The 21,805-nt window shown below is 26.1% G+C and carries 20 protein-coding genes; 16 read left to right on the plus strand and 4 right to left on the minus strand.

All coding sequences use genetic code 11. The features are described 5' to 3' along the window. The first annotated feature begins 3 nt into the window (after positions 1 to 3). The 5 genes from ACYUE0_RS09895 to ACYUE0_RS09915 all read left to right on the plus strand — a co-directional run bounded on the left by ACYUE0_RS09895 (position 4) and on the right by ACYUE0_RS09915 (position 4,617). Positions 4 to 138 (plus strand): hypothetical protein, encoded by a 135-nt coding sequence (locus ACYUE0_RS09895; RefSeq protein ID WP_279282970.1) that lies wholly within the window; start codon positions 4 to 6, stop codon positions 136 to 138. 411 nt (positions 139 to 549) lie between these two features. Then, entirely contained in the window at positions 550 to 1,992 is a 1,443-nt protein-coding gene (locus tag ACYUE0_RS09900) for an amino acid permease (RefSeq protein WP_061995948.1), read from the plus strand. A 162-nt stretch (positions 1,993 to 2,154) separates the two neighbouring features. Further along, positions 2,155 to 2,601 carry a TM2 domain-containing protein gene (locus tag ACYUE0_RS09905; RefSeq protein ID WP_061995949.1) on the plus strand — a complete coding sequence of 149 codons (447 nt, stop codon included), beginning with the start codon at positions 2,155 to 2,157 and terminating at the stop codon, positions 2,599 to 2,601. Between the two features lie 6 nt (positions 2,602 to 2,607). Continuing rightward, positions 2,608 to 2,952 (plus strand): TM2 domain-containing protein, encoded by a 345-nt coding sequence (locus tag ACYUE0_RS09910; RefSeq protein ID WP_061995950.1) that lies wholly within the window; start codon positions 2,608 to 2,610, stop codon positions 2,950 to 2,952. Between the two features lie 327 nt (positions 2,953 to 3,279). Continuing rightward, on the plus strand, positions 3,280 to 4,617 hold the full coding sequence (locus tag ACYUE0_RS09915; protein ID WP_460270406.1) for a D-serine ammonia-lyase: 1,338 nt from the start codon (positions 3,280 to 3,282) through the stop codon (positions 4,615 to 4,617). A gap of 29 nt (positions 4,618 to 4,646) precedes the next feature. Here ACYUE0_RS09915 and ACYUE0_RS09920 read toward each other — a convergent pair whose 3' ends face one another. Next, complete coding sequence (locus ACYUE0_RS09920) at positions 4,647 to 5,666, minus strand: YeiH family protein (RefSeq protein WP_061995952.1); 1,020 nt, start codon at positions 5,664 to 5,666, stop codon at positions 4,647 to 4,649. Between the two features lie 234 nt (positions 5,667 to 5,900). Between ACYUE0_RS09920 and ACYUE0_RS09925 the strand changes: the two genes are divergently transcribed. The 10 genes from ACYUE0_RS09925 to ACYUE0_RS09970 all read left to right on the plus strand — a co-directional run bounded on the left by ACYUE0_RS09925 (position 5,901) and on the right by ACYUE0_RS09970 (position 17,599). Further along, positions 5,901 to 6,800 carry a LysR substrate-binding domain-containing protein gene (locus ACYUE0_RS09925; RefSeq protein WP_460270407.1) on the plus strand — a complete coding sequence of 300 codons (900 nt, stop codon included), beginning with the start codon at positions 5,901 to 5,903 and terminating at the stop codon, positions 6,798 to 6,800. A gap of 335 nt (positions 6,801 to 7,135) precedes the next feature. Further along, positions 7,136 to 8,086 (plus strand): L-lactate dehydrogenase, encoded by a 951-nt coding sequence (locus ACYUE0_RS09930; protein ID WP_460270408.1) that lies wholly within the window; start codon positions 7,136 to 7,138, stop codon positions 8,084 to 8,086. A 134-nt stretch (positions 8,087 to 8,220) separates the two neighbouring features. Continuing rightward, positions 8,221 to 9,075: an FAD-binding oxidoreductase gene (locus tag ACYUE0_RS09935; protein ID WP_460270409.1), complete on the plus strand. Its 855-nt coding sequence runs from the start codon at positions 8,221 to 8,223 to the stop codon at positions 9,073 to 9,075. A gap of 235 nt (positions 9,076 to 9,310) precedes the next feature. Next, positions 9,311 to 10,459 (plus strand): double-cubane-cluster-containing anaerobic reductase, encoded by a 1,149-nt coding sequence (locus ACYUE0_RS09940; RefSeq protein ID WP_460270411.1) that lies wholly within the window; start codon positions 9,311 to 9,313, stop codon positions 10,457 to 10,459. Positions 10,460 to 10,512: 53 nt separating this feature from the next. Then, positions 10,513 to 11,271, plus strand: a complete 759-nt coding sequence (locus ACYUE0_RS09945; protein ID WP_460270412.1) for an acyl-CoA dehydratase activase — start codon at positions 10,513 to 10,515, stop codon at positions 11,269 to 11,271. 337 nt (positions 11,272 to 11,608) lie between these two features. Beyond that, positions 11,609 to 12,577: a nucleoside hydrolase gene (locus tag ACYUE0_RS09950; RefSeq protein ID WP_460270413.1), complete on the plus strand. Its 969-nt coding sequence runs from the start codon at positions 11,609 to 11,611 to the stop codon at positions 12,575 to 12,577. Between the two features lie 144 nt (positions 12,578 to 12,721). Then, the gene (locus ACYUE0_RS09955) at positions 12,722 to 13,138 is read left to right on the plus strand and encodes an HIT family protein (protein WP_061995959.1); all 417 of its coding nucleotides are present in this window, start codon (positions 12,722 to 12,724) and stop codon (positions 13,136 to 13,138) included. A gap of 488 nt (positions 13,139 to 13,626) precedes the next feature. After that, positions 13,627 to 15,198 (plus strand): phosphoenolpyruvate carboxykinase (ATP), encoded by a 1,572-nt coding sequence (pckA, locus tag ACYUE0_RS09960; protein ID WP_061995960.1) that lies wholly within the window; start codon positions 13,627 to 13,629, stop codon positions 15,196 to 15,198. Between the two features lie 203 nt (positions 15,199 to 15,401). Next, the gene (locus ACYUE0_RS09965; RefSeq protein ID WP_460270414.1) at positions 15,402 to 16,535 is read left to right on the plus strand and encodes a hypothetical protein; all 1,134 of its coding nucleotides are present in this window, start codon (positions 15,402 to 15,404) and stop codon (positions 16,533 to 16,535) included. A 164-nt stretch (positions 16,536 to 16,699) separates the two neighbouring features. Beyond that, on the plus strand, positions 16,700 to 17,599 hold the full coding sequence (locus tag ACYUE0_RS09970) for an undecaprenyl-diphosphate phosphatase (RefSeq protein ID WP_061995962.1): 900 nt from the start codon (positions 16,700 to 16,702) through the stop codon (positions 17,597 to 17,599). A 320-nt stretch (positions 17,600 to 17,919) separates the two neighbouring features. Here the strand turns inward: ACYUE0_RS09970 and ACYUE0_RS09975 are convergent, their stop codons facing one another. Next, positions 17,920 to 18,765, minus strand: a complete 846-nt coding sequence (locus ACYUE0_RS09975; RefSeq protein ID WP_460270415.1) for a ComEC/Rec2 family competence protein — start codon at positions 18,763 to 18,765, stop codon at positions 17,920 to 17,922. Positions 18,766 to 18,947: 182 nt separating this feature from the next. Here ACYUE0_RS09975 and ACYUE0_RS09980 point away from each other — a divergent pair, with 182 nt between their 5' ends. Then, entirely contained in the window at positions 18,948 to 19,664 is a 717-nt protein-coding gene (locus ACYUE0_RS09980; RefSeq protein WP_460270416.1) for a lysophospholipid acyltransferase family protein, read from the plus strand. Between the two features lie 235 nt (positions 19,665 to 19,899). On the opposite strand, the gene ACYUE0_RS09985 is transcribed toward ACYUE0_RS09980, so the two are convergent. Both ACYUE0_RS09985 and ACYUE0_RS09990 read right to left on the minus strand, forming a co-directional pair. Further along, positions 19,900 to 21,342 (minus strand): NADP-dependent glyceraldehyde-3-phosphate dehydrogenase, encoded by a 1,443-nt coding sequence (locus ACYUE0_RS09985; RefSeq protein WP_460270417.1) that lies wholly within the window; start codon positions 21,340 to 21,342, stop codon positions 19,900 to 19,902. A 115-nt stretch (positions 21,343 to 21,457) separates the two neighbouring features. After that, positions 21,458 to 21,775: a hypothetical protein gene (locus ACYUE0_RS09990; RefSeq protein ID WP_061995966.1), complete on the minus strand. Its 318-nt coding sequence runs from the start codon at positions 21,773 to 21,775 to the stop codon at positions 21,458 to 21,460. Between the last annotated feature and the right edge of the window lie 30 nt (positions 21,776 to 21,805).

Below are 21,805 nucleotides of genomic sequence, written 5' to 3' on the forward strand. Positions count from 1 at the left end.
GTAATGCATAGTAAAAACAATAAGGAGTATTTTGTAAATTATTTAAAATTTAAATATAAAAAATGCTACAAGCAAAATAGGGGGGGGAGTGATAAGATTATAAAAACTATAGAAAAAGAAATAACAGAGAATAAGTAATTCTAATTTATATAGTAAAAAGCAATTGAAATAATGAAAAAGGTAACTATTCATTATTTCAATTGCTTTTTTTGAAAATAAACAACAATTATTCGTATTTAGAAAAATAAAAATAGGATTACAAATAAATATATTGATTTAAAGAACATACCGTTGTTTTATGAATAAAAGTAATTTTATTTATACACAATGAATTAGATATAAAATTTTTAGTTATACTATATGTAAAAATTAAAAAGTCGAAAAAACTATAAAAAGATAAAAAAATAAAAAATATTACCAATAATTATTATAATAATTTAATCAAATAAAATATAAATAATATAAAATGTTTTGATTAATTTTAAATATGTGTTAAAATTTTTTAAAGAAATCTTTAAATTTTAATACAAAAAAAAGGAGTTGGAAAAAATGAGTGATAATGAAGGAGAAAAGTTAAGGTGGTATAATCTTGGTTTAATGGGGTTTGTTTCTGTTTGGGGATTTGGTAATGTAGTTAATAATTATGCAAATCAAGGATTAAAAGTTATAGTGTCATGGGTACTTATTATAGCTTTATACTTTATACCATATGTTTTAATGGTTGGTGAATTAGGTTCTGCTTTTAAAGATGGTAAAGCAGGAGTTAGTACTTGGATAAGAGAAACTACAGGAGCTAGTGGAAGGAAATTAGCATACTTTGCAGGATTTACTTATTGGGTTGTTCATATACCTTATCTAGCTCAGAAACCTCAATCAGTATTAATAGCATTGGATTGGGCTATATTTCCGGATAGTAAATTTATGGATTCATTTAGTACGTTAGTTGCTCAATTTCTAATTTTAGGAATATTTATATTTTTTATGTGGGTTGCAGCTAAAGGTATAAATTCAATAAAAAAAATTGGAACAATAGCAGGAACAGCTGTCTTTGTCATGTCCCTATTGTACATATTGTTAGTTGTTACAGCACCTATGTTAAGAGGCGTTGAACCAGCAACTACAAATATAACATTTAAATCTATAATGCCTGAATTTAATTTTGCTTATTTTACTACATTATCAATGTTAGTATTTGCAGTAGGTGGAGCAGAAAAGTTATCTCCATATGTTAATAATACTAAAAATTCATCAAAAGAATTTCCAAGAGGAATGATGATTTTAGCAGGTATGGTTGCAATATGTGCCATACTTGGTTCAATAGCAATGTCTATGATGTTTGATGCAAATAACATACCAGCAGACTTAAAAATGAATGGTCAGTATTATGCTTTTGCTATACTTGGAGATTATTATGGATTGGGGAATACATTCGTTGTATTATATTCAATAGCAAACTTATTAGCTCAAATATCTGCACTAGTATTTTCAATAGATGCACCATTAAAAGTATTCTTAGCAGAAGCTGATGAAGAATATGTGCCAAAAAGCTTGTTAAAAACAAATGAAAATGGAACACCTATAACAGGATATAAAATAACATTGATATTAGTAGGAATATTAATTATAGTTCCTGCATTAGGAATAGGTGATATGAATTCATTATTTAACTGGTTATTAGACCTCAACTCAATTGTAATGCCAATGAGATATTTATGGGTATTCTTAGCATATGTAGCACTTAGAAAAGCAAAAGAAGGCACATTTAATTTAGAGTATAAATTTGTTAAAAATTCTAAATTAGCAATGGTGATAGGTTCATGGTGCTTTATATTTACTGCATTTGCATGTATAATGGGAATGTTCCCTAAGGGTGTAGAGGTATTCTCATCACAATGGATATTCCAAATAACATTAAATGTATTAACTCCATTTATTCTTATTGCATTAGGATTTATATTTCCAACATTGGCTAAAAAAAATAAATTAAAATAAATTTAAGAATTGCCTTATGATATAAAGTCTATATTATAAGGCAATTCTTATTTAAAAAAATATATAGTTAATATTTTGTAAATAATTTCAAAAATATAGAATAATATTGTAATATATAATAATATAAAAATAAGGAGAACACTTATAGATAGGAGGTAAAATATGGATATAACAGCAAGAGAACTTAAGGTGTTAAATGAAAAAGATTTAAGTATTTTTTGTGATAATACAAAAAAAGAAAGAAAAAAAGTATTTCTATTTTATATACTATGGGCAATAGGGAAAAAATTTGGAATTCATAATTTTTATTTAAATCGACCTAAAGTAGCTATAGCGCAATTAAGTATAACTATTGTGAATTTAATATTAGAAAATATACTAAAGCATAACAATATTGCTGTGGAAAGAATGGTAGATATGGCTATGAGTAATCAAATAACTATTGAAAATTTAAAAAATTGTTTTTTTGGTTTCTTTAACTTAAATTCAATACTAGGTTTAATAGTATTAGCGTGGGTTACTGTAGATTTATTTTTAGCTAAAAACATTATAGATAACATAAATGAAGATTCAGAAAATAGCATATACAATAGTTTAAATAAGGAGTGATATATTTTGATTACAGCTCAAGAATTAAAAGTGTTAGATGAGAAACAATTAAAGATTTATGAATATTTGGTGGAAAAGGAAAGGGTTAAACTTCCGTTAGTTTATATATTATGGGTACTAGGCGGAATGCTAGGATTTCATAATGCATATTTAGGAAGAAAAGATGTTGCAAAATCACAATTAATAACAACTATTGTAAGTGCAGTAGCTTGTTTAATAATTATTGGTTTATTAGGATTACTTGTAGTTCTAATATGGATAATAGTTGATTTGTTTTCTATAAATAAGTATGTAGAAGAGGCAAATAACGAAATAGAGAGAAGAATATATAACGAAATAATTAATAATTAATAAGATAAAAAGGGCATTCTCGAAGTTAGTCTTAAGGAGTATGCCCTTTTGATTATAGTAAATTTTATTTGAATTTATAATAACTATTATAGGAAAATAAGCTCCTATTTAAATTTATTCTATAACTTTAAAGTATTTTCATACAAAGTGCAATGTTGAATTTGAAGTGATTTGGAGCATGTCTAACTATTTTGGGTATGCAAGTTTTGAAATTAATAATTTTAAAAGCTAACTTGTAGCCCTATATGAAATTGTAACAAAGGAATACTATATACATATATAGAAATAAGTAAAGGATTTAACTATATTTGTAGGGGGGCAAATTAAATGAAAAAAGGAAGATTAGATAAAGAAAAAATAAAAAAAGTTATTAAAAATTGTGTTATATTTCATAATATAATAAATATGAAGGAGTTCATTTGGAAAAATGAAAAATATATTCCAAATGGGAAAATAGAAGAAATCAATTTTCAAGAAGTAATTGATGCAGAATCAAGATTAGAAAGATTTGCACCATACATTAATAAAGTCTTTTGTGAAACTAATGAATCTAACGGAATTATAGAGTCAAGATTAATAAATATAAATAAAATGAAAGCTTTTATGGAGAATTATTATAATGAAATTGTAATTGGAGATATATATTGCAAATGTGACAATGAATTGCCCATATCTGGATCTATTAAAGCTAGAGGTGGAATATATGAAGTTTTAAAATATGCAGAATACTTAGCTATTAAAGATAATCTTATAAATGTTCAGGATGATTATTCCAAATTAGATAGTGAGGAATTTAAAAAATTTTATTCTGGATATAATATAATAGTTGCATCAACAGGAAATTTAGGTTTAAGCATAGGGATAATATCTTCTAAATTAGGATTTAAGGTTGATGTGCATATGTCATACGACGCTAAAGGGTGGAAGAAAGAGCTTTTAAAAGGTCTAGGAGTAAATGTAATTGAACATGAAGGAGATTATAGTAAGGCTATAGAAATTGCAAGAAAACAAGCTAATTTAAGTAAAAATTCATATTTTATTGATGATGAGAATTCTAAAGATTTATTTTTAGGTTATGCTGTTGCCGCATTAAGGTTAGAAAAACAATTAAAATATAAAAATATAATAATAGATGAAAGACATCCTTTATTAGTTTACTTGCCCTGTGGTGTAGGTGGAGCGCCAGGAGGTATAACTTTTGGTCTAAAAAGTGTTTTTGGTGAGAATGTTCATTGTTTTTTGGTAGAACCTACTCATGCCCCTGCTATGATTTTGGGGCTTATGACTGGACAGCATGAAAATATATCCGTAAAAAAATATGGGATAGATGGTAAAACTGATGCTGATGGATTGGCTGTAGGTAAACCATCAGGATTTGTTGGAAAATTACTTGAAAAATCGATAGCAGGAGGGTACACATTAGAAGATAAAGAACTGTATAAGTTATTAGCTATAGCGAATAATGAAGAACATTTACAATTAGAGCCTTCAGCTGCAGCGTCTTTTATTGGCCCATTAAAATTAAGTAAAGAAAATTATATTAAAAAAGATATTGTTCCAACTCATATAGTATGGGCAACAGGTGGAGCAATGGTTCCACAGGATATATGGAAAAAGTATTATGAAAAGGGATTAGATTTACTAAAAAAGGATGAAATTATTTAAAATAAAATATAACTTTAATAGGCATATTTTTATAAAAATATGCCTATTAAAGTTATAGCAGATAGTATTTGTATTATTCCTATGAATAGTCCATATAATGAGACTGATTTTCCATGTTTTATAAGTTCTTTAAAATTAACTCTAAGTCCGATAGCTGCAAGTGCTATTATTTCAAGGTTATTGCTTAAAACTTTAAAGGATTTTGATAGAGAAACTGGTATAATGTTAAAGCTAAATAGAGCACAAGTAATGAAAAAACCTATAACATACCAAGGAATATTAAATTTTTTCTTTTTAGGATTTATATTGTTATCTTTATTAGTTTTTTTGTTCTTAAGAGTTTCAAGGAATAATACAACTACAACTAGTAATATTATACGTACAATTTTAAATATAGAGGATAAATCTTTTACAGAATCATTAACCATAGCACCACTGGCAACAACTTGTCCTACTGATTGAAGAATACCACCTATCATAGCAGAGGTTTTAAAAGTTTCATGATTGTATAAAAGTCCTGATATTAAAGGCAATGAAATCATTAAAATTACACCAGTTACATTTACTATAGCTATTGAAATGCCTTTTTCATCATCAGTTGCATTTATAGCAGGGGCTGTAGCCCCAATTGCAGAAGAACCGCATACAGCATTCCCGCTAGCCATTAAGAATCTAAAATTGTCGCTAAAACCTAATTTTTTACCAATCATAAGAGCAGCAAAAATAGTTACAGACATTTGGCATACTATAAATGCAATACCGGAAAGTCCTAAATTTAATATTGTAGACACACTTAATGTACCACCTAAAAGTACTATTGAATAAGCTAATAAGTCTGTTTCTGCAAATTTATATCCTTTTTGAAAACTTTTTTTATGTAAGCATGTGTTACCTAAAGCCATACCTAGAAAAATAGATATTGAAGATGCTCCAAGTTTAGGTAAAAATTTTGATAAAGCAATACTTATATAAGCAACTATTATAGAAATCAAAAGTCCAGGCAAAATCTCAAAACCTTTATCTATAAAATTATTAAATCTTTTATTCATTATAACAACCCTTTCTATGTAAAAAGTATTTTATTAAAATAATTTATTAGTAATTTCAAACTATATAAAAAGTATAATACTGAAAAAATCATAAGTAAAATAAATATATATCATAGTAATCATTAAAAAAAATAATGATTATATATTTAATTTTTTGTTAAATAATATATAATATTGTATAGTAAATATTTTTGGGTGATAAAAAATATATTATTGTTAGGATGTAGATAAATTATGTTAGAAGAATTAAAAACATTTATAGCTGTTGTTGAATATGAAAACTTTACAAAGGCAGGGGAAAGTATAAACCTATCACAACCAAGTGTTAGTGTTCATATTAAAAATTTAGAAAGCTATTTTAATACAGAACTTATTACTAGATCTGTAAAGAAAAAAACTATAGTAATCACTGAAAGTGGAGTTTTGCTTTATAAAAGAGCAAAAGAAATTTTAAAGCTTTTAGAAAATACTAAGGATGAATTAAAAAATATATCGAACACAATAAAAGGACATTTAAAAATAGGAGCAAGTCTTACTATAGGAGAATATTTTTTGCCAGGTTTTTTAGGTGAATTTTCTAAAGAATATCCAGATGTTGAGATAGAGTTACTTATTGAAAATACAACTAACATATGTGATAAGATAAAGAATTTAAAAATAGATATTGGGCTTATAGAAGGGGTTGCGCCATCTTTTGATTTTAATCAAAATTATTTTTTAGAAGATAGAATGGTACTTATGTTGCCTTATAATGACCCAATGGTTTCAAAAGAATTTTCTTATACTTTACTTAAAGATAGAAGATGGATTGCTAGAGAAAATGGATCAGGAACTAGGGAGTATTTAAATATGTTTTTAACAACTAAGGAAATTATACCTAAATCCATGATGGTGCTTGGGAGCAATTATTCAGTTAAAGAAGCTGTTAAAAATAATTTAGGTATAACTCTTATATCAAATTATGTAGCTGAAGAAGGAGTGAAAAATAAAGAATTGTCTGTAATAGAATTAAAAGAAAATTATAAAAGACATTTCTCTTATATAACGCCAAAAGATATGATGATTTCTAAGGCTACCGATGTTTTTATAAAAAAACTTATAGATTATTCAGCTACTATAAATTATCTTAAATAAAATATAGAATTTTAAACTCTAATTTATACATTTACAAGATAAGAAAAACATATTAGTGGATTTATCCGCTAATATGTTGAAGAAATAAATCCTAAGTATTTTTGATGTTTTAATTGTTAAAAAAAATTCAAACTAGATTAAAGTTTTAATTAAAAACTTTAATCTAAAAGCTTTAATGTTGCAAAAATTGCGAATAAACGTTAAAGTATTCACATTTTATTATAAAAGTTGTACAATATGTTTAATGAATTGAATGTTAAAATATTAACGATTTTATAAATGAAACTTGATATAAAATTAATATATTTAGGTTTTAGGTTTAAGGAGAGATTAAAATGTCAATCAAATCAAGAAAAGTTGCAATTGTTGGGACTGGATTAGTAGGTTCTAGTTGTGCTTATGCATTAGTTAATCAAGGTGTATGTGAAGAAATAATAATGATAGATATTAATAAGGATAGAGCTAAAAGTGAGGCATTAGATTTAATGCATTCTGTAGAATATATGTCTTTAAGAACTAAAGTTAGAGCTGGTAGTTATGAAGATTGTAATGATGTAGATGCAGTTGTAATAACTGCAGGACCACCTCCACAACCAGGGCAAACAAGATTAGACACTTTAGAAGTCAGTGCTAAAATATGTAATTCAATAGTAAAGCCGATTATGAAATCAGGATTTAATGGATTCTTTATATTAGCATCAAATCCAGTTGATGTAATATCATATCACGTATTAAAGTTATCAGGACTTCCTAAAAATAAAGTAATAGGAACAGGAACGGCCCTAGATACAGCTAGATTAAAATCAATAATATCAGAAAAACTAGGTGGAATAGATACAAAATCAATACAAGCATTTGCTATGGGAGAACATGGGGATTCTCAAATGGTTCCATGGTCTTGTGTAACTGTAGCAGGAGAATCCTTTTTAAAATTAATTAGTAATTACGATAAGTTTCAAGAGAATGATCTAGATAATATGGTAGAAGAAACTGCTAAAGCTGGTTGGAAAATAATAAATGGTAAGGGAAGTACTTATTATGGCATAGGAGCTACTGTTGTTGGAATTCTTAAAGCTATATTTCATGATGAGAAAAAAGTGATTCCAGTTTCTGCTTTATTAGAAGGAGAATATGAACAAAACAATGTATATATGGGTGTGCCTAGTATATTAGGTAAGAATGGAATAGAAAAAATAATTGAATTAGATTTAAAAGAAAATGAAAAATATAAATTTAATAATTCAGCCACTATTTTAAAAGAATACATATCTAAATTAGGTTATTAAAAAAAGACTATATGAAAAATTTCTATAAATTTTTCATATAGTCTTTTTTATTAATCAAAAACATGGATAATACTTACTAAAAGATAGTCAATATTAAACAATATAGTGTATAATGTATTTAAGGGGTGAGTTAAATGAATAAAATAAAAGATGTTTATGGAAAACAGTCGGAATATTCTATACAAGAAATTATGAGTAAGTATAGCAATTCTAATGTTAATTCTGCAAAGCCTATGGCATGGAATGGGTTTAAGGAATTTATAGTAGTTAAAAAGATTAGAGAAAATAATGATGTGATTTCATTTTATTTCAAAGCAAAAGATAAAAGTAAGCTTTTGAAACATAAGCCAGGGCAATTTTTTACTATAAAATTAAATAGTGAAGATGAAAAGTATAAAGATGAGATAAGAACTTATAGTTTATCAATGATGCCAAATGAAGAGTTTTATAGAATAAGCGTAAAGAAAGTGCCTAGTGGACTTATAAGTAATTATTTGCATGACAAAGTGGAAGTAGGTGATATTATTTATGGGATGGTTCCTATGGGATTGTTTATGATAAATGAAAATAATAAAGAAAAACCACTTATATTAATATCAGGAGGAATAGGAATAACTCCACTTATATCTATGCTTTATGAAGAGGTAAAAATAAGAAAACAAATATTCTTTATTCAGGCTATACAAAATTCTGATGTTGAAACCTTTAAAGATGAAATGAAAGAAATTATGAAAAATAGAGATAATGTAAGGAATATAGTTTTTTATAGCAATCCTAAGGATGATGATAGTTTAGGTAAAGATTATGACTTTAAAGGGAGAGTAGATTACAATTGGATTAAAAACAATCTACCGTTAAATGGTGATTTTTACTTTTGTGGACCACCTCCATTTATGAAAGGAATTTATAAAGCATTAAAAGAATTAGGTGTTAAAGAAGAATATATTAATTTTGAATTTTTTGGACCTAAACAAGATATGCTTGAGTAAAGGGAAAAACATTCTTATAATAAAAAGTCTACTATCAAGTAGACTTTTTATTATAAGAATGTTTAAGAACATTTTAATTTTAAAAATTCAAATTCATAATAAATAACTAGTAACTATTTGAAAATATTATAACAATAGAAAAAAATGGTTAAGTATAATAATATGATACATAGAAGTAGAAAAATAAAAATATGAAAAATTTTATTTATTATATATAAAATATGGGGGAAAAAGGATGAATAATTTACCAAGTATTTTTGAAGAGTTTAGTGAAGCAAGAAAGAATGGATTTATAAAGGTTAAGAATTTTAAAGAAAGTGGAAAAAATGTAGTAGGTGTATTTTGTACATATACTCCATACGAGGTTATATATGCATCAGGGGCTATTCCAGTAGGACTTTGTGGTATGAGTGATGAACCAATACCAGATGCAGAAAAACATCTTCCTAAAAATTTATGTCCACTTATAAAATCAAGCTATGGATTTGCCTTAACAGAAAAATGTCCATATACATATTTTTCAGATTTATTAGTTGGAGAAACTACTTGTGATGGAAAAAAGAAAATGTATGAATATTTAGGCAAAATAAAGCCTATGCATGTAATGCATTTACCACAAGCTCAGGATAGAGAACATGCATTAAAGGTGTGGAAAAATGAAATAGAATACTTAAAAGAATGTTTAGAAAAACAGTTTAATGTAAAAATTACAGATGAAAAATTAAGAGAAGCTATAAAAATAAAAAATGAAGAGAGAAAATTACTTCAAGAGTTTTATTCATTATCAAAGTTAACTCCACCACCAATAGGAGGACTTCAAATGTATAAGGTTCTAGAAGGAACTGGATTTAGTTTTGATAAAATAGAACAAAATAATAATATGAGAAAAATGATTGATGATATAAAAGAAGAATATAATAAAAATGGAAGTAAAATATCAAAAAATGCAAAAAGAATCTTAATTACAGGATGCCCTATTGGAGGAGCTATAGAAAAAGTTGTAGGAACTGTGGAAGAAAATGGTGGGGTAGTTGTATGTTTTGAAAATTGTGGTGGAGTAAAAGAAAAAGCTCAGCTTGTAGATGAAAATAGAGACCCAATTGAAGCTATTGCAGAGAAATATTTAAAAATACCATGCTCTGTAATGTCAAATAATGATGGTAGATTAGAACTTTTAGATGAGCTTATAGATGAGTATAAAGTAGATGGTGTTATAGACGTTACACTACAAGCTTGTCATACTTATAATGTAGAATCAATGAAAGTAAAGAACTTTGTCAAAAATCAAAAAAATGTACAATATATGAGCTTAGAAACTGATTACTCTAAAACAGATTTAGGTCAAATAAAAACAAGAATAGCAGCATTTATTGAAATGCTTTAGTAAAATTATAGATTGATAATAACTAAAGTGAAAGTTTTGAAAAGGAGTAAAAGATGTATTATATAGGAATAGATATAGGATCAACAGCAGCTAAAGTTGCAGTTTTTGAGGAAGACAAGCTTATAGATACATTGTTAATGAAAACTGGATGGAATAGTAAAGAAACTGCAAGAGAAATAGAGGAAATACTAAATTCAAAAGGTATAACAAAAGAAAAAAGAAAAGTTGTAGCAACTGGATATGGTAGGGTTTCTGTACCATATTCAAATAAAGAGATCACTGAAATTACATGTCATGGGAAAGGTGCTGCATACTTAATGAGCGATAAGGCTATAGTTATAGATATAGGTGGACAAGATACTAAAGTTATATCAATAGAAGAAGGTATGATAACTAATTTCCTTATGAATGATAAATGTTCAGCAGGTACAGGAAGGTTTATAGAAATAATGGCAAATATTTTAGGCTTAGGTATAGAGGAGTTATGTAATTTTGCTGAAGGTGGTAGTGGTGTAACTATAAGTTCTATGTGTACAGTGTTTGCTGAATCAGAGGTCATAAGTTTGATTGGTAGTGGTGAAAAAAAGGAAAATATAGCTTTTGCAGTTATAGATTCTGTAGTTAATAAGGTTTCATCACTTTGTAATAAATTTGGAGATGGAGAACAGTATTATTTAACAGGTGGTCTTAGTAATTGCCCTTATGTAGTTAAAAGTTTAGGCAAAAAGCTTGGGAAGGATGTAAAAACTCATACTCTTGCACATCATGCAGGGGCAATAGGGGCAGCACTTTTGGCCAAAAATATTAAATAGTTATAATGAATTATTATATTTAGGTTGTTAGTAAATAAACTTTCAACTGAAGTTCTAGGAAATTAATTTTCTATAGGACTAAAATTTCTATTTCTTATTATATAAATTAAAAGAAATGCTTTAAAATGATTTACTCGTCATTTTAAGGCATTTCTTTTGCTATTATTAAAATATTATATTTGTGTTGAAAATTTTCTAATTGAAAAATAATTAGAAAATTTGTATGATATATAAGACTTATCGTTTATAAATGCTTTGCACATTAAAACATGTACATTATAAAAAAGATATTAAAAATATTATTTTAAATTTAAATTAAACAACATAGGAGGAATTTATGAAAAAGAAAGTTATAATTGATTGTGATCCAGGAATAGATGATTTTTTAGCATTATTGCTAGCTTTAAATTCAGAAGAATTAGAAGTGTTAGGTATAACTATAGTAGGAGGAAATGTAGATTTAAATACTTGTGGAGAAAATGCATTAAAAGCACTAGAACTTACTAATTCTCTTCATATACCTATTTACTTAGGAAATAACAAGCCTCTTTATAAAAAATTAGAAAAAGCAGAAAATGTACATGGAGCTGATGGGTTAGGTAATACTAATCTACCAAAAGTCAAAAATGGAGTATTAAATTATGGCGCAGAAGATTTTATAATAGAAACTTTACATAACAATGAAAAAGTATCTATTATAGCATTAGCGCCACTTACTAATATAGCTAAAGCTATAATGAAAGATAAGAGCGCATTTAAAAATTTAAATGAATTTGTTTCTATGGGGGGAACCTTTAAAGAATGTGGGAATTGTACACCAGTTTCTGAATTTAATTATTATGTCGATCCCTATGCTGCAGATTATGTATTGAAAAATTTAGGTAAAAAAGTACATATTATTGGATTGGATGTTACTAATAAAACAGTTTTGACCCCAAACATGGTTGAATTTATCAGAATGATTGATGGAAAGTTATCAAAAGTAGTTTCTGAAATAACAAAATTTTATGGCGAGTTTTATTGGAGATTTGATAAAATAATAGGTTCAGTTATAAATGATCCATTAGCTGTAGGATATTTTATAGATAAAAGTATATGTAAAGGATTTTCTACTTACACAGAAATTTGTAAAGAGGGCATTGCAGAGGGGATGTGTATAGTAGATAAAAATAATTTATGGCAAAAGGAACATAATTCTATAATACTTACAGAAGTGGATGTAGAGAAATTTTTAAAAAAATTTATAAATTTATTATTAAAAGATAAAGAAGAAGAAGTGGAGAAATATATAGGTTTATTGTTTTAAAAATTATAAAATTAAATGATAAATGGGAAAATTTAGAAAATTAAATCTATTCTTGAAAATTCAAAATTTATAGAAATACATTACTTTATAATATAAAATAATACTTATGAAGTATTAATAAATTTAAAGGTATGGTGATAAATTATGTGTTTAGGGTGTAGATTGGCTAATAATGAATTAGGGGTTTATAAAGTTTATGAAAATAGCTTTTTTTCTGTAATTCTTGACAAAGCTCCATTTAATGAAGGACATTTATTGATTTTACCTAGAAGGCATGTTAAAGAAATCTATGATTTAACTTTGGAAGAATTAAATAATCTTTCTGATATTTTAAGAAGTATGAGTAAACTATTACAAGAGACATTTAATCCAGATGGCATAACTATAATTCAGAATGGTGGAATTTTTAATGATTTATCCCACTTACATGTAAATGTAATTCCTAGATATGAAAATGACGGATTTAATTATGGTGATCCAGAGAATAAGTATTGTGCAAATTTAATTTTAAATAAGACTCAAAATAAATTAATAGAAAAAATTAAAAAATTAAAAATATAAATATTCATTATAAAAAGCAAGTCTAAAATATAGGACTTGCTTTTTTTGTGAAGTTGAAAGAAATATATATAATAAATGTTAAAATTATCATAATTTATGAGAACATGTAAAATAACTATTTGTAAGGCTGGAGAATATATGCCAATGTAAAACAATTAATAAATCATTAAAATATAATTATTCATAAAAGTAAATAATGACTCAAAATTGAATAAAAAAATAAGAAAAAATTCATTTTATACACAATAAAGTCGTCAAAAAAATATAAAGTATAACATTTTGCGAAGAAAAACGAAAAATATACTGTACTTTTTATAAAAAAGTGTTATACTAATAACTGTCAGAAGAAAACATAAAAAATTATAAATATAAAAAAAATATAGCAAATATATTTAAAATTAATAAATTTAGTGTTAATAAATAAAAAAAATACATATAATTTACGAGGTGTAAATTAATTAAATATAAAATTATTTGGGGGAATATTAATGAGTATTAACTTAGAAAATTTAAAAATTAAAACATCAGAGAATATATATAGAAATTTAGCAGTATCACAATTAGTTGAGTTTGCACTTGAAAATGGAGAAGGTAAACTTTCACAAAGTGGAGCTATTGTTGTTGAAACAGGAAAATATACAGGAAGATCGCCTAAAGACAGATTTATAGTTTGTCAAGAAAGTATAAAATCATTAGTTAACTGGAATGATACTAATCTTTCAATAGATGAAGAAACTTTTAATAAACTTTACAACAAAGTTATTAATTATTTAGAAGACAAAAACCTGTATGTATTTGATGGATACGTAGGAGCAGATGAAAAATATAAAATGGACATAACAGTTGTAGCGGAATACGCATCTCAAGCTCTTTTTGCAACTCAGTTATTTAGAAGACCTACAAAAGAACAATTAAATAAGCATAATACAGAATTTACAGTAATAGCAGCTCCAGGATTTAAAGCTAATGGTAAAGAAGATGGTATAAATTCAGAAGCTTTTGTTTTAGTAAATTTTGAAAAGAAGATTATATTAATAGGGGGAACTCAATACTCAGGAGAAATTAAAAAATCAATATTCTCAGTAATGAATTTCTTATTACCTCAAAAAGGTGTATTCCCAATGCACTGTTCTGCTAATATAGGACAAGATGGAGACACAGCAGTGTTCTTTGGACTTTCAGGAACAGGAAAAACAACGTTGTCAGCTGTTCCAGATAGAAAGTTAATTGGTGACGATGAACATGGATGGTCTGATGATGGTGTATTCAATTTTGAAGGTGGATGCTATGCAAAAACTATAAGATTAGATGCAGAAAAAGAAGCTCAAATATATAATGCTTTAAAATTTGGAGCAGTTTTAGAAAATGTAATCTTAGATGAAAAAAGAAATCCAAATTTTGATGATGAAAAGTTAACAGAGAATACTAGAGGAGCATATCCAGTAGAGTATATAGATAATGCTGAATTAAGTGGAAAAGGTCAAAACCCAAGTACTGTAATATTCTTAACTGCAGATGCATTTGGTGTTATACCACCAATATCAAAATTAACAAAAGAAGCTGCAATGTATCACTTTATGTCAGGATACACTAGTAAATTAGCAGGCACAGAAAGAGGAATAACAAGTCCAAAAGCAACTTTTTCAGCATGCTTTGGGGAACCATTTATGTTAATGAATCCTGAAGTATACGCTAAATTATTAGGTGAAAAAATAATTAAACATGATACAGAGGTTTATTTAGTTAACACTGGATGGTCTGGTGGGGAATATGGTGTTGGAAAAAGAATGAATTTAAAATATACAAGAGCAATGGTAAAGGCTGCTTTAAATGGAGACCTTAGAAAAGCTGAATTTGAAGAACATGAAATATTTAAAGTTTTAGTGCCAAAAGATATAAAAAATGTACCAAGTGAAATTTTAAATCCTAAAAATACTTGGGAAAATAAAAATAACTATGATGTAAAGGCAAAAGAGTTAGCTGGAAAATTCCAAGATAACTTTAAAAAATTTGAAAATGTTAGTAAGGACATATTAAACGCCGGTCCTGAATATAAATAAATTCATATACAATTGTTACCAAACAAAAGGATTATTTTAACTTTTAAAGAGGTTGTACAAAATTTAAATTTTGTATAACCTTTTTATTTTAGTATTTCAAAAATATAATTATGCATAAATATAAAAAAATAATTACAATAACTATTAATAAATTAAAATTAAGGGCGATAAAAATATTAAGAAATATTTTAGGAGGACTTAAAATGAGTAAGGGCCCAAAAAAAGGTAAAATAGTAGGCTTGTTAATGATAATTGTATGTGTTGGAATATTTGTTATACTTAATAAAAATAAACTTGCCTATTATGATTATAAATACAATGTTAAAATAACAAATTATAATAATATATATGAAGGAAATAATATAAAATTTTACTATATGGATGGAGAAAACGATTATCAAAAAAGTATAAAAAAAGAATATAAATTTGATGATATAGTAAAAAAATCAGGAAATGATATAGAAAAAGCTTTTGCTATAATCAATTGGATTAATGAAAAAGCTCAATTTAATATTAGTGCTATGAAAAATGGAGATACAACAAAAGAAATATTAGAAAAAATGACAACTACTAAATCACTGTCTGATGATGGATATTCTATAATTTTAGAAGAATCGTTATCCACATTAGGAACATATGTAAGGAAAGGTTCATTAGCTACTAAAAACGATATGAAACCTAAGCCTCGACAAGGATTTAAAGTAGTTGAAGTATGGAGCAATGTACATGGAAAATGGGTAATGATAGATGGTGGCAACAGTTGTTATATGACACTAAACGATGTTCCGCTAAGTGCTGTTGAAATTATAGAAAATGGATTAGAAAATGTAAAGATTGTTGGTTTAAATTCAGAAAAAGAAATAAAACAATATAAAAAAGATATGGAAAAGTATTTTAATACTTATACAATTGCCATAGATAATAATAAGTTTATATCGCCTAAAAGTAATTCTTTTGTAACATTTATTAAAAATCCGGAGGATATTCAAATTGAAAATCAAAGTGGATATATAAGTCCAACTTTATTTGTAACTAAATCCGATGTGTTTAATTTGAATCCACAAATAATTAATGGTGATAAAAATAAAGATGAAATTCCCACATTAATAATATCTAAAAAAGATAAAAAAGAAGATACGGACGGAGCAATTAAGTTTACAGTAGGAGTATTTAATGATAGTGTTATGATGAAAAAATACTATATAAGTTTAAATGATGGAACTTACTCAGAAGTTAATGATTATTATGACTTATCAATTTTAGAAGGAAAAACTAAAATATCTCTTTCAATAGATGGAAAAAAACCTATAAGAGAAATATTTTTTGAAAGAAAATAAAATAGGAAGCATTAAATTGCTTCCTATTTTGCTTTGAAAATTTTTTGCAAAAATAGTAATAGGTTTAAATTTTTGATATAATATTAATCGTGGTGTTAATTATAAAACAATTTTTATGAAATACTAATTAGAGAAATTTTGTATTTATCAAGGAGGAAAAAGATTTGGAATTAAATTTGATATTAATACTTAAGGCAGTAATTATTGCTATAGTAGAAGGAATTACTGAGTTTATACCAGTTTCATCTACAGGACATATGATTATTGTTGGAGATTTAATAAATTTTAAAGGAAACTTTGCTAATATATTTTCTATAGTAATACAACTTGGTGCTATACTTGCAATAGTTGTATTATATTGGGAAAAATTATTCAGTTCAGTTAAAGAATTATTTATTGCTATAGGGACTATATTTGGCAATATTATGAATAATATTACCAAAAAGGGAAGAGTGAAAAATTTAAATTATAAGCAAAGAACTAGTATAAAGTTTTGGAAAAACATCATTGTAGCAACTATACCTGCAATGATATTAGGTTTATTATTTGATGATTTAATAGACAAGTATTTGTTTAATTCACTTACTGTGGCTATAGGATTATTTGTTGGAGGTTTCTTACTATTATTAACAGAGAAACCATTAAAAAAGAAACAGAAAACTATGGATATAGATGGGATAAATTCGGCACAAGCGTTAAAAGTAGGCGTGTTTCAATGTTTAGCAATGTGGCCAGGTATGTCTAGATCTTCATCTACTATAATTGGAGGATGGTTTGGTGGAATTTCTACTGTGGCAGCAACGGAATTTTCTTTTTTCTTAGCTATACCAGTTATGGTTGGTGCTTCAGGGTTAAAGATATTTAAAAATTTAAATGGAATAACTAGTGGAGAGTGGCTAGTATTAGCTATTGGGTTTTTAGTTGCGTTTATAGTAGCATTAATAGTAGTAGATAAATTTGTTAATTACTTAAAAAAGAAACCAATGAAAACTTTCGCTATATATAGAATATTTGTTTCTATAATATTATTTGTATTAATTTTTACAAATGTAATAAGCCTATAATATTGATTAAAAGAGCATCTTTGAAATAAATATAAGAAAGATGCTCTTTAAATATTTGGTTTATAAAATATAGGACTTTAGATTAACTTTAAAAGTTGTTTGCTACAAAAATTTTATATCTATAGGGAAACAAGCTCCAATTTAAATTTATTCATTAAATTTTTATTATCAGCTGATAAAAGTAAGTAATAATCACCACAACTTTTAACTAAAACAAACTGTTAATTATTGGTGAAATATTAATTTAAGCTTTCTCACTTGATAAATTAATAACTTTAAAATTTAGTTTAGAACCCTATATATAATATAGAATTAAATTGTTAAGATTTTTCTTTTTTTATTTTTATAGAGTTTTTATCACAAATTAAGGTTATAGAACCGTTTAAATCTGTTCTATAAAGCTTAATATTTCTATCTAATAAATTATTTAAAAGTGTTTTATTAGGATGACCATAATCATTTCCTAGTCCACAGGAAATGATAGCAATATCAGGATTAACTTTATCTAAAAAAGGTTCAATAGAAGATGTTTTGCTTCCATGATGTCCAATTTTTAAAATATTAGATTTTATATCTAAATTTAGAAGTTCATTTTCAATTTCTTTTTCAGCATCTCCAGTAAATAAGAAATTATAATTTTTAAAGTTTAATTTAAACACTAAAGAGTAATTATTTAAGTTGTCATAATAATCTTTGGTTGGAGAAAATACTTCTATTTTAATGTTTTTATTTAATTTCATTGTTTTTGGAGCTATAAGAGGATCGATTTTAATATTTTTTGAATTTAATTCTTTTGCGAAATTTTTAAAAATAGGGGTATTGGCTGTGATTTTAGGAGAAAATATTTTGTCTATTTTCATGTTTTTTAATATATAAGTAATACCACCTATGTGATCATCATGAGGATGAGTTAGAAAAACATAGTTTAGATTATGTACATTTTGTTTTTTTAGATAGTTTAATAGTTTGGCAGAAGTATCTTCAGTACCACTATCTATTAAAATGTTTAAATTTTCATTTTGTATTAATATACTTTCACCTTGTCCAACATCGATATAATGGATAAGTAATTCCTTATCATATCTATTTTTAGGGATAAGTAAAAATAAAGAAAATATAATACATATAAAAATAATAATATAATTTTTGTAAATACATTTTTTCAAATAGCTACACCTCTATTATATAGTGATATTAAAAAGTTTATCCAAAAGGTAATAAATTAAACAAAACTAATAAAAACATGCTTACATATAGACTTTTTTTTTATAATATTGGTATAATAAAAAATAGAGCTTAGTTAGATAAAGGTATAATTTATGTAAATTTTAAAGAGTAGGTGATATAAATGAGAAAATTTTGGTTTTTATTACAAACTGTAATATATACAGTATTTTCGGCTATTTTTATTCCTAAAGCTGAAAAGTTAAAGAAAAAATCAAAAAAGGAATATGAAGACTACACAAATGTTAAGGGAAAGGAATGGTCTAAATTTCTTTTAAAAGCAACTGGACTTAATATAATAGTAAAAGGCAAAGAAAATGAGATAGAAGGTCCGTGTTTATATGTATCTAATCACCAAAGTATAGTGGATATACCATTAATATTTTCAGTAGTAGAAAAACCATTAGGAGCTGTTGCTAAAAAAGAATTGGAAAAGATACCGGTATTATCATATTGGTGTAAAGCAATAGGGTGTGTATTTTTAGACAGAGAAAATCCGAGAGAAGGTATAAAAGCCATACAAAGAGGAACTGAAAATTTAAAGAATGGACAGTCTATGCTTATCTTCCCAGAGGGAACAAGAAGTAAGAATGGACAAATAGGTGAATTTAAAAAAGGTAGTCTTAGGATGGCAATAAAGTCAGGTATGCCAATTATACCAGTTACAGTTAAAGGTACGTATAAGATTTATGAAGGATACAAAGATGCTAAAAAAGAAAATAAAGATTGTATTTGTATAATTCATGAACCTATATATACAAAAGACTTATCTAAAGATGAGTTAAATGGGTTAGTAGAAAAATGTCAGGATATTATAGACAATACTTTAAAAAAACTATAGGGAAACAAGCTCGAATTTAAATTTATCCATTAAATTTTTGTTATCAGTTGAGAAAAATAAGTACAAATATAGTTAGTTAAGAATTAACTCTTAACTAAAATAATCTGTTAGTTATTGATAGAAATATTAATTTGAGTTTTCTCATTTGATAAATGAATAAGTTTAAAACTTAATTTGGAACGCTATATAAAAAAGCAACTTTAAAGTGAATTTTATTTTAAAGTTGCTTTTTAGTTTAAATATTAATAACTATAGATTTTAATCTACTCATAGCTTCTATACTATACCTTATTCCTTGTGTTCCCATACCGGAAGATTTTACACCAGAGAAAGGGAAATGGTCTGGTCCTCTTTCTGTTTTGCTATTAATTTGAACGGTGCCAACGTTCAGTTTGTTTGCGATGTTGAAAGCATCATTTATATCTTGGGTAAATATAGAAGATTGAAGGCCATACTGCGATTTGTTCGCTATATGTATAGCTTCTTCTTTAGAACTTACTCTTATTATAGGGAGAACAGGACCAAAAGGTTCTTCCCAAGCTAAGTCCATATCTAACGATATGTTATCTAATAATGTAGGATATATTATATTGCCAGATCTTTTATATCCGGTAATTAAATCAGCACCTTTCTCTAAAGCATCTTTTATTAAATCCATAACAAAATCACATGAATTACTATCAATTAATGGTGTTACTTCACAATTGTCTTGAGGTAATCCAACCTTAAGTTGTTTTAATTCATTTAAAAGAGCATCAACTAAATTATTGGCTATGTCTTCAATTACTAATACTCTTTTTATAGCAGTACATCTTTGACCAGAATAACTAAATGCTCCACTAATGATTTCCTTAGCAGTTTTTTCAATATCTGCATCTTTTAAAACTATTGCAGCATCTTTACCTCCTAATTCCATCATAAGTGGAATCATATTAGAGATACTTGCTATATGATTACCTACTTTTGTTGAACCAGTAAAATTTATAAAATTTACGTTTTCATGAGATACAAGATAATCACCAATAGATGAGGATTTTCCAGTAATAGTATTTAAAACCCCATGTGGAAGACCAGCCATCATAAAAGCTTTAGATAAATATAATGCACTTATCGAGCCTTGTGTAGGTGGTTTTAATAAAACACTATTACCGGCCATTAACGCAGGAGCTATTTTAGATGCTGATAAGTTTATAGGATAATTAAAAGGAGATATAGCTAAAACTACACCTAATGGAACACGTGTTGCAAGACATAATTTATTCCTTGAAAAGCCTGGAAAACTATCTGATTGGATAAAGTCTCCATATAAGTTTCGGCCAGTATCAGCTGTATGTCTAATAAAATCAGCAGTACGTTTTACTTCAGATATAGATGATTTTTTATCTTTTGCAATTTCTAACATTAAAATCTCAGAAATTTCATCTATATTATCTTCAAGAATTTTAGCGGTTTTATATAATATATTAGCGCGCGAGTCTATAGAAGTTAATTCCCAATGTTTTTGACTAAGTTTTGAGTTTTCTAAAAACTTATTAACATCATCTTTTAACATTGCAGGAACCTTTCCTATTAGTTCTCCATCTATTGGAGAAAATATATCTATAGTATTATCAGATATAATCCATTTACCATCATATAAGTTATGATAAATATTATCTTTCTTTATAGAGTTAATCAAAATGTATCACCTCTTTATAAATTGTTTTTATTTAATAATCATAATCAAGTTTTAGTATTAGCAATTATTGAAAAATTTATAAAGAGAAATTTTTATATAAATTTAGTTGGTAGTATTAAGGCATAGTATTCTTAATACAATCTTCAGTAGAGTCTATTTTTTTCTCTAACATAAAGAGTTTATTTTTAGCATTTTTTATGGAGTTATTTAGTGTGTACTCCTCTAATTTTAATTGTTTTAAAGTATCATTTAATTTAGCATTTTCTTCTGTTCTTTTTTTTATAGACGGTTCATACATTTTTTTAATAGTATTTTGTTTATTAAAATAAAATAATAGTTTATCATAATAAGTAACTAAAAAAATATTTATTTTTTTAAATGTAATTATAAGAAAATCAACCAATCTACTTAACAATTTTTCTAATTCTTCCATTTAAAAATCACCTCAATAATATTGTATATA

It is taken from the genome of Clostridium sp. CTA-19, from assembly GCF_054767855.1.